The sequence below is a fragment of the Catenibacterium sp. genome (assembly GCF_052354645.1).
Classification (GTDB): Bacteria; Bacillota_I; Bacilli_A; order Erysipelotrichales; family Coprobacillaceae; genus Catenibacterium; species Catenibacterium mitsuoka_A.
Window position 1 is genome coordinate 1 of the sequence record NZ_DAWDDM010000058.1, and the last position, 9,277, is coordinate 9,277.

General features: G+C 33.2%; 6 protein-coding genes. 3 read left to right on the plus strand and 3 right to left on the minus strand.

Features of this window, described 5'->3' with window-relative positions:
- Window positions 1-276: 276 nt before the first annotated feature.
- The 3 genes from ACT8VG_RS04095 to thrC are packed head-to-tail and all read right to left on the minus strand — an operon-like array spanning window position 277 to window position 3,455.
- Entirely contained in the window at window positions 277-1,035 is a 759-nt protein-coding gene (locus ACT8VG_RS04095; protein WP_432271119.1) for a histidinol-phosphatase, read from the minus strand.
- Window positions 1,036-1,074: 39 nt separating this feature from the next.
- On the minus strand, window positions 1,075-1,968 hold the full coding sequence (gene thrB / locus ACT8VG_RS04100) for a homoserine kinase (protein ID WP_195921198.1): 894 nt from the start codon (window positions 1,966-1,968) through the stop codon (window positions 1,075-1,077).
- A gap of 2 nt (window positions 1,969-1,970) precedes the next feature.
- Window positions 1,971-3,455: a threonine synthase gene (gene thrC, locus ACT8VG_RS04105; RefSeq protein WP_022425154.1), complete on the minus strand. Its 1,485-nt coding sequence runs from the start codon at window positions 3,453-3,455 to the stop codon at window positions 1,971-1,973.
- A 182-nt stretch (window positions 3,456-3,637) separates the two neighbouring features.
- On the opposite strand from thrC, the gene asnA reads away from it, so the two are divergent.
- From asnA to ACT8VG_RS04120, 3 genes are all read left to right on the plus strand, one after another.
- The gene (gene asnA / locus ACT8VG_RS04110; protein ID WP_117459395.1) at window positions 3,638-4,654 is read left to right on the plus strand and encodes an aspartate--ammonia ligase; all 1,017 of its coding nucleotides are present in this window, start codon (window positions 3,638-3,640) and stop codon (window positions 4,652-4,654) included.
- 56 nt (window positions 4,655-4,710) lie between these two features.
- On the plus strand, window positions 4,711-6,609 hold the full coding sequence (locus ACT8VG_RS04115) for an NAD(+) synthase (protein ID WP_432272598.1): 1,899 nt from the start codon (window positions 4,711-4,713) through the stop codon (window positions 6,607-6,609).
- Window positions 6,610-6,743: 134 nt separating this feature from the next.
- Window positions 6,744-9,277, plus strand: a 2,534-nt coding sequence (locus tag ACT8VG_RS04120; RefSeq protein ID WP_444195257.1) for a PD-(D/E)XK nuclease family protein, incomplete at its 3' end; no start/stop codon positions are given.

Below are 9,277 nucleotides of genomic sequence, written 5' to 3' on the forward strand. Positions count from 1 at the left end.
TATCACTACCGTATATTATATTACTACATTTTTCTCATGCATCTAATTCAAAATAAACATGAATATATCAATGTTTTTTAAATTTAATGTCACAATAACTGTCAAACTAATTCAGTTACTGACATATAGTGCCTGATATGAGCAATCTTAATCAAGCGAGATACATTACTACATTTTCTGCATACATTTAAATCAAAATAAACATGAATATTCCATAACTTTTTCAATTTACACTCAACGGAACTGTCAAAAGAAAAAAAGGCTTTCTCAAGCCTTCTATCTCAACATCTTAATATCTTCAGTAATTTCTAAGCCACTTTCCTTTAAGTAAGTATAAGCACGATTGTATGTTTTAGTATCTTTTAATGCACTTGGTTCATGCGCATCTGTGCCGATAATAATACGGTTATGATGCTTCTTACATAAATCAATAAATGGCTGACTTGGATAATGACGCATAGCCTTATATCCTAATAAGTTAAATTCTAAAGGCATATCTATTTCAGCCGCATGAATACAGATTTTCTCTAACTCATCAATATGTTCTTGATTCTTTTCATCATAGAAAACAACATCAGGATGCGCTACATATGAGAATAAGCCTGTATCCATAGCCTTGATTACCTGTGATACATATCTCTTTAGTTCTTCTAAAGATACTGGATGACCATAATAAATACCAGTTTCATCACTGCCATCAAAATGATTCCCTAAAATAATATAATCAAGCTTATACTTTTCAAGCTGATCCTTAAGCCACTCCATCTTATCTTCAAAGTATTCACATTCTAAACCAATCTTAATAGAAATCTTGTCTTTATACTTATCTCTTAGTACTGATAATGTATGGACATAGTCTTCAAGTTGTGATTCATCCATACGCATTGTGGCATGATATCCTGATTCATAATGCCATGGTGTATGGTCTGAAAAGCCTAGTTCTGTATATCCAGCTGAAATGGCTGCTAGAATATATTCTTCTTCACTTCCAATTGCATGCATACATCTTGTTGTATGTGTATGATAATTCTTCATTTGATCCTCCTGAAAAAAATACCTGACAACTGCCAGGTATTATAAAAAGTCACATGTAAATCCACGTTCATCTAATTCTAACTTTTCTACTTGCCATCCGTCAATTAAAGATCCTAATTCTTCTTTAATACGAACAACCCCCATTGTATCATCAGCACGAATTAAAGCCATGATAGTAGGCCCTGCACCTGATAGATAAGCACCTAATACTCTTTCATCCTTCTCTAATGTTTCCATAATAGGGAAGAAATTATTAATCAAGTGTCCACGATATGGCTGATGGAAACGATCTTTAAAGCCTAGTTTTAAACCTTCATCATATCCATTAATAAGTGATGCAACCATTAATGCAAGATGAGATACATTCTTAATCGCATCTGCACGGTCTAGTGTCTGTGGTAATACAGAACGTGCTTTTTCTGTAGATAATGTGAAAGGTGGAATAAGTGCTACATAACGATATTCCTGTTTAACTGGAATAGATAATGTAGTCACTTTATGTTCTTCCATAACAGATACAGTTAATCCACCAAAGATTGCTGGGGCAACGTTATCTGGATGTCCTTCAATCTTTGTTGCAAGTTCAAGAATGTTCTGACGTTCTTCATAACGATTCTTGAATGCGAATGCACCGACAATACCAGCGACAATGCATGTAGAAGAAGAACCTAATCCTCTTGTATAAGGAACATCTCCTTCATTGGTAATACGTAATCCTTTATAATCTAATCCTACATAACGTGCACCTTCTTCAAAAGCACGATAAGTTAAGTTATCTTTGTTCGCAAACTGTTCAGGACATCCTAAGATTTCTAATCCTTCATCTAATAATTCAAAAGTGAATGTATTATATAAAGTTACTGCTAGACCCGCAACGTCAAATCCAGGTCCTAAGTTTGCACTTGTTGCAGGAACTCTTACCTTTACAAACATAATTAGTACTCCTTGATCTTTTCTGCAATAGTATCTAGAATTGCATCTCTATCAATAACACCCTTATGAAGAATTTCACGATCCTTAATTCCTTTTAATGGGTAAGAAATTTCCATACCAGTTAAATCATGTAGTTTTTCGATAGCTGTATAAACATCTACTTCTTCACCAGTTAATGCCTGATATACAGATTCTGGGAACTTATAAGGTGATGCAGTAGAAAGTAAGATTGTCTTAGTTGTATCACCAGTGTTCTTGACATATTCTTCATAAACACCATAACCAACAGCTGTATGTGTATCTAATAAATACTTGTTTTCATTCCAGCAGTCATGAACAACTTTAAGTACATCTTCTTCTCCAAGACATCCTGCCTTGAATTCTTTCTGAACTCTTGCAAGTGTTTCATCATCTACTTTATAAACACCTGTTTCTTTAAGTTCTTCCATATACTTATTCACTTTTTCACTATCACCATTCACCATGAACCATACTAATCTTTCTAAGTTACTAGAAACTAAGATATCCATTGCAGGAGCATTAGTCTTATAGAATTCACGTCTTGCATCATAAGTACCCGTAGTGAAGAAATCAGTTAAGATATTATTCTTATTAGAAGCAACAATGAACTGATTCACTGGTAATCCCATATTCTTTGCAATCCATCCAGCTAAGCAGTTACCAAAGTTACCTGAAGGCACTGTAAAGTTTACTGCTTCTCCTAGTTTGATTTCATTTCTCTTCACAAGTGTTAAATATGAATAGAAGTAATATACAATCTGTGGAATTAAACGTCCAATATTGATTGAGTTAGCTGAAGATAAGAAGATATGATGTTCATCACAAAGTTCTTTTAATTCTTTAGAACCAAATGCCTTCTTAACTGCAGACTGTGCATCATCAAAGTTACCTCTAATACCGATGATTTCAACATTCTTACCTGTTGTTGTCACCATCTGCTGCTGCTGAATAGCTGATACACCATCGATTGGATAGAAAACTTTAATACATGTACCTTCTACATCCTTAAAGCCTTCTAATGCAGCTTTACCTGTATCACCACTTGTAGCTGCAAGAATCATCACTTCACGTTCTTCACCTTTCTTCTTTAAAGAAAGAGTCATCATTCTTGGAAGCATAGATAATGCCATATCCTTGAATGCAGCTGTAGGCCCCTGATAGAGTTCTGCAACATATACATTTCCTGCTTTCTTTACAGGAACCACTTCATCACAGAATAAACCTTCACCATAAGCCTGATTGCAAGCTGTATGTAATGCTTCTTTTGCATCACTAGGCGCAAATGTACCAATAATCTCAGTTGCAAGATCTACATAGTTTAATGGGAGTAAATCTTCTAGATTTTTCTTCTCAAAATCAAAGTCAGGTACAAGTAATCCCCCATCACTTGCGATTCCCTGAAGAATAGATGTATAAAAATCAATAGGTGTCTGATTGCCTCTTGTGCTCTTAAACAATTTTTCCATTGTGCATCTCCTTATCTTGTGTTTTCAACATTGTATTAAATAATCGGAAATAAGTCAATCAAGTTCGTTGTTTTTTCAATTTCCCTAAATTATTACATATTTTTAAATATTCAAAGAAATACTGTTTTCTTTCTTTCTTTTTTATTTTTTTCTTATATAATCATGTATAAAGGAGTAAAGTTATGAGCAAAGTATTTATACCAGAAAACTATCATTCACAACTCAATCTGATTGAGACTGAAGTTGCGATTAAAATGATTAAAGACTATTTTGAAAGACGTTTATCAGAAGAATTAAGACTCACTCGAGTATCTGCACCACTATTCTTATTAAAAAACACAGGATTAAATGATGATTTAAATGGAACTGAAAGACCAGTAGCTTTCAACAGCTATGAATTGAATAATGATGATGAAATTGAAATTATTCATTCACTTGCAAAGTGGAAGCGTGATGCACTTTATAGATATGGCTTTGAAGCACATACTGGACTATATACAGATATGAATGCAATCAGAAGAGATGAAACAATTGATAACCTTCATTCTATGTATGTAGACCAGTGGGACTGGGAATTAGTGATCAAACCTGAAGATCGTACTGTTGATTTCTTTAAACAGACTGTTAAGAAGATTTATAAAGCTTTATTAGATTTAGATTTCTTAATGATTCGTCATTATCCAAAATTAGATAAAGGATTATTACCAGAAAAGATTTTCTTTATTACCACACAGGAATTAGAAGATGTTTATCCTGATTTAACACCAAAGGAAAGAGAAAGAGCTATTACTAAGGCTAAGAAAGCTGTATGTTTAATGAAGATTGGGGATACCCTTAAGTCAGGTATTAAACATGATGGACGTGCACCAGACTATGATGACTGGACACTTAATGGTGATATTCTTGTTTATCATCCTATTCTTGATGATGCATTTGAATTATCTTCTATGGGTGTACGTGTTGATGCGAAAGCTTTAAAAGAACAGTTAAAGAAAGCACATGCTGAAGAACGTACTGAACTTCCTTACCATCAGAACGTTTTAAACAATGTTTATCCATTAAGTATTGGTGGCGGTATTGGTCAGTCACGTTTATGTATGTTCTTCTTAAAGAAAGCGCATATTGGTGAAGTACAGGCTTCATTATGGGATGAAGATACAATGCGTATCTGCGAAGAAAATGATATACATTTATTATAAAGTTCACTCATGTGAACTTTTTTTGATATAATGAGAGAGAAATTGGAGGAATGTTTATGAAAGATGGTTTTATTAGAGTTGCAGCTGGTTCTTTTAAAGTCTCTATCGCAAATGTGAAAAAGAATGCGCAGGAGATTATCCGTTTATCAAAAGAAGCCAACGCAAATCATACACAGGTTCTTGTATTAAATGAGTTATGTTTAACTGGTTATACAATTGAAGATCTTTTCTTTCAAAAAAGAGTATTGAATGAATCAGAAACACAGCTTCAATATATTCTAGATGAAACAAAAGATCTTGATACAGTGATTGTTATTGGAATGCCACTTGTCATCCGTAACGATCTTTACAACTGTGCTCTTGTATTACATAGAGGAGATATTCTAGGTGCTGTACCTAAGACATATATTCCAAATTATCATGAATTCTATGAAGGTAGACATTTCAAGAGTGGTCGTGATTTAGATGAGTATATTACTTTATGTGATCAGGAAATTCATGTGACAACTGAACAGATTTTTGAAGATGTGAATCATCCTTGGTTAAAGATTGGAGTAGAAATATGTGAAGATGTATGGGCACCTCATACACCAAGTACTGATGCATGTTTAAACGGGGCAACACTTATTGTGAACCCTTCTGCATCTAATAACTTAACAGGTAAGAGTAATTATAGACGTAGCTTAATTAGTGCAACAAGTGCAAGACTTGTATGTGGCTATGTTTATAGTAATACAGGTGTAGGTGAATCAACAACTGATGTGGTATTCTCTAATCATCACCTTATTTATGAAAATGGTACATTACTTAAAGAATCTACTCAGTATTCTACAGGTTTAATCTATGCAGATATGGATTTAGAAAAGATTCATACAGAACGTATTGAAATGACCACTTATGATAGTGAAGATTATTTTGATGCTGTACCATTTGCATTAGATGATGAAGAATTAGATTTAGATCGTTATTATGATCCTCATCCATTTGTCCCTAGTGATAAAGATAAACGTGCTGCACGTTGTGAAGAAGTATTTAATATTCAGACTCATGGCTTAATGCAGAGACTTGAAGCAGCTCATATTAAGAAAGTCGTCGTTGGTATGTCTGGAGGACTTGATTCTACTCTTGCCTTACTTGTAATGCATAAGGCTTATAAGATGCTAGGTCGTCCTGTATCAGATATTATTGCGGTCACTATGCCTTGTTTTGGTACAACAGATCGTACTTTAAATAATGCCTTAACACTTATGAAAGAACTAAAAGTCACTTCTATGACAGTCAATATCAAAGATGCCGTTAACCAGCATTTCAAAGATATTAATCATGACCCTGAAGTCCATGATGTCACTTATGAAAACTGTCAGGCTCGTGAAAGAACACAGGTACTTATGGATATTGCGAATCAGGCAGGTGGTATTGTCGTAGGTACAGGAGACTTATCAGAAGTTGCACTTGGATGGTCTACTTATAATGGTGACCATATGAGTATGTATGGCGTTAATGTTTCTGTTCCTAAGACACTTGTAAGATATCTTGTAGATTATGTATCTACTTTATATAAAGGTGAAGTATTAGAAGCTACATTACAGGATATTCTTCATACACCAGTTTCGCCTGAATTACTTCCTGCAAAAGATGGTGAAATTACTCAGAAGACAGAAGATATTGTAGGACCTTATGAATTACATGACTTCTTCCTTTATCATCATGCAAGATTCCATTATGAACCACAGAAACTATTACGTATTGCGATTCATACATATGGTGATAAATATGATGAAGCAACAATTAAGAAATGGCTCACTCTATTCTATAGACGTTTCTTTACTCAGCAGTTCAAGCGTAGCTGTATCCCAGATGGACCTAAAGTTGGTTCAGTGGCTTTATCTCCTCGTGGAGATTTACGTATGCCTAGTGATGCAGATGTATCTATGTGGCTTGATGAGTTACGTTAACCTGAAGCTTTCCACTTATGTGGAAGGCTTTTTTTCTTAACTCCATTATATAGGTGTTATAGAGACTGAACTTAATGCATGATTTTAGATGCAATGATATAATAGTACCAAAGTACAAATGAAGGAGAATCATTATGCAGATTATTAAAGGGATGCACCTCAATAAAAAACTCAATGAATTGGCAAAACACTTACCGGGTCCTGCTTATATCATTACAGAGAATACAGAATATGTAGAAGATCTATTCTTGAATAAGTATTCCTGTTTATTTGATATAGAAGTTCTAACACTTAAACAATATATAGATAAGATTTTGATTTCACATAAACAGTTTGCCCGTCATATTTATTCACAGGCAGATCTTGTTTTTATAATGCGTCATATTCTTTCTTGTCATACATTTAATACAATACAGTTTAGTTCTAATTCTTATGAGATGATTCTTGAACTCATTAATACACTTAAGAAGATTCATAGAAATAATATAACTCTTGAACAGTTTTTCGAAGATACTTTATTAAGTAAAAAATGTGAAGATTTATATACAATTAATTCTCTTATTTCAGGAGGATATTGGACAATTGAAGAGATGGTAGAAGATTTAATAGACGATTCATTAAAGACACCTCTTTATATTATGAGTGATGATTATCCTCATATTGCATCCAAAGAGTTGTTTAAGAAGATAGACAACTATGTTCCAGTCACATTATTAGAGACGACAGATGCAGATGAAGTATTAAATGAATATGAAGATGCTATTATTCATCATTTATTTGATAATGTGGATGTGCATAATGTAGCTAAAGGACGTATTATTACAGGTGGTCATCCTATGCAAGAATGTATGAAGATTGCCTGTGATATTAAATCACGTATTGTGAATGAACAGCTGCAATATGAAGATTTTATGATCATTACAAATCAGGCAAGTTATTCAGATTATTTAACTATTTGTTTTGATGAACTCAATATTCCTGCCACATTATCACAAAATGAAACATGTCATTATAATAGTGACTACCGTAAAATGTCTCGATCATTATCAGAGTGTAAAGGACATACTTTTAATGAAATTATTCAGTTCCTTCAAAAACAGGATATCAGTGCCTCTATGATTAAAACTCTTGATACCTATAAATGTAATGATGAAATTAGTCCTGAAGAGTTTGATTTATTCCTCCAATGTATTATCCCAGGTAAAAGAGAAATAAATAAGACAGGTGTTATCGTGACTTCACTTGAAAAGGGACTCACTGCAACACAAAAACATATTTACTTAACAGGAATCAATGAAACATTCCTACCTTTAGAAATCAGTGATAAAGGATTCTTAATGGAGGAAGACTATAAACAATTTAATCCTCATCCTCTATTATTAGATGAACAGTTACAGGCACATTATAAGCGTATTATACAAGTTCTTTTAAACCCTTATTTATCTTATACATTCTCTTATAGTAAAAAGAATATGGCTGCCAATGAGTTAATTCCTTCTATTCTCATGTCACGTTTAAGTGATCTATTTGAATTAGAATATATTAATCCTCCATTGAATCTCATCAAGAATAACCTATATTTAAATCAATCACGTATAGATGAAGATCCTATTAATCGATTGATTGATCATTATAAGATGACAAGTAACCAGCCTGAGTTTATTAAAGATACAAATAAGCTCGGAAGAGGGGTCAGTGTATCTCGTTTAGAGACATATAATAAATGTCCTTTCTCTTATTACATTAAATATGGATTAAAGATTACAGAAAAGAGAGAAGATACTTTGCAGTCAAGTGAACTTGGTTCTTTATGTCATTATTTAATGGAGAAATGTCTAGATGATGAATCTCTTGTAGATCAAGAAGCAAAACATTATATAGAAGAGAATCTGAAAGAGAAATATGATGGTCATCCAATGAACCAATACTTTATTAATAATCTGATTGAAGATATGAAGATGACAATCAAGATTATTCAGAAGCAGTTAAAAATGGGTGGGTATATACCTGTATCTAAAGAAAAAGAGATTTCTGGACAGATTGGTGATGTTCCTTTTTCAGGCATTATTGATAGAGTAGATGAATTTGAAAATTATGCACGTATAGTAGATTATAAATCCAGCAATAAAGAAATTGATTTAAATCTTGCGATGCAAGGATTTAATATTCAAATGCTTGTTTATCTAGATATGTTATGTAAACAGGAGAATAAGGATCGTGCTGGCATGTTGTACTTTAATATGAAGAAACGAATACTAACACGTGATACAAGTTATGCGCTTAGCGATGAGGATGTATTAAAAGAATATCGTATGGAAGGCTATATGGTGGATGATGGATCTACTAATTCTGTAAAAGGACTCGGATCTACACCTGAATTAGTTGCGCCTGTTAAGGTAAAGAAGTCTGGAGAATATGCAAATAGCGCAAAGGTTATTTCTCCTGATGAACTAGATTCAATTATGGAATATGTGGAAAAGCATATTTCTGAACTATATAAAAAGATTCATGCTGGATTAATTCCTATCCATCCTACCTTAACAGATGGTGCCCAGCCAGACAGTGATTTTAAGGTTTATCCATGTACTTACTGTCCTTATAAGTCAGTATGCTTATTTGATGTATTTGAAAATGAAAATAGAATGATTGCGAAAGATATGTATAAGAA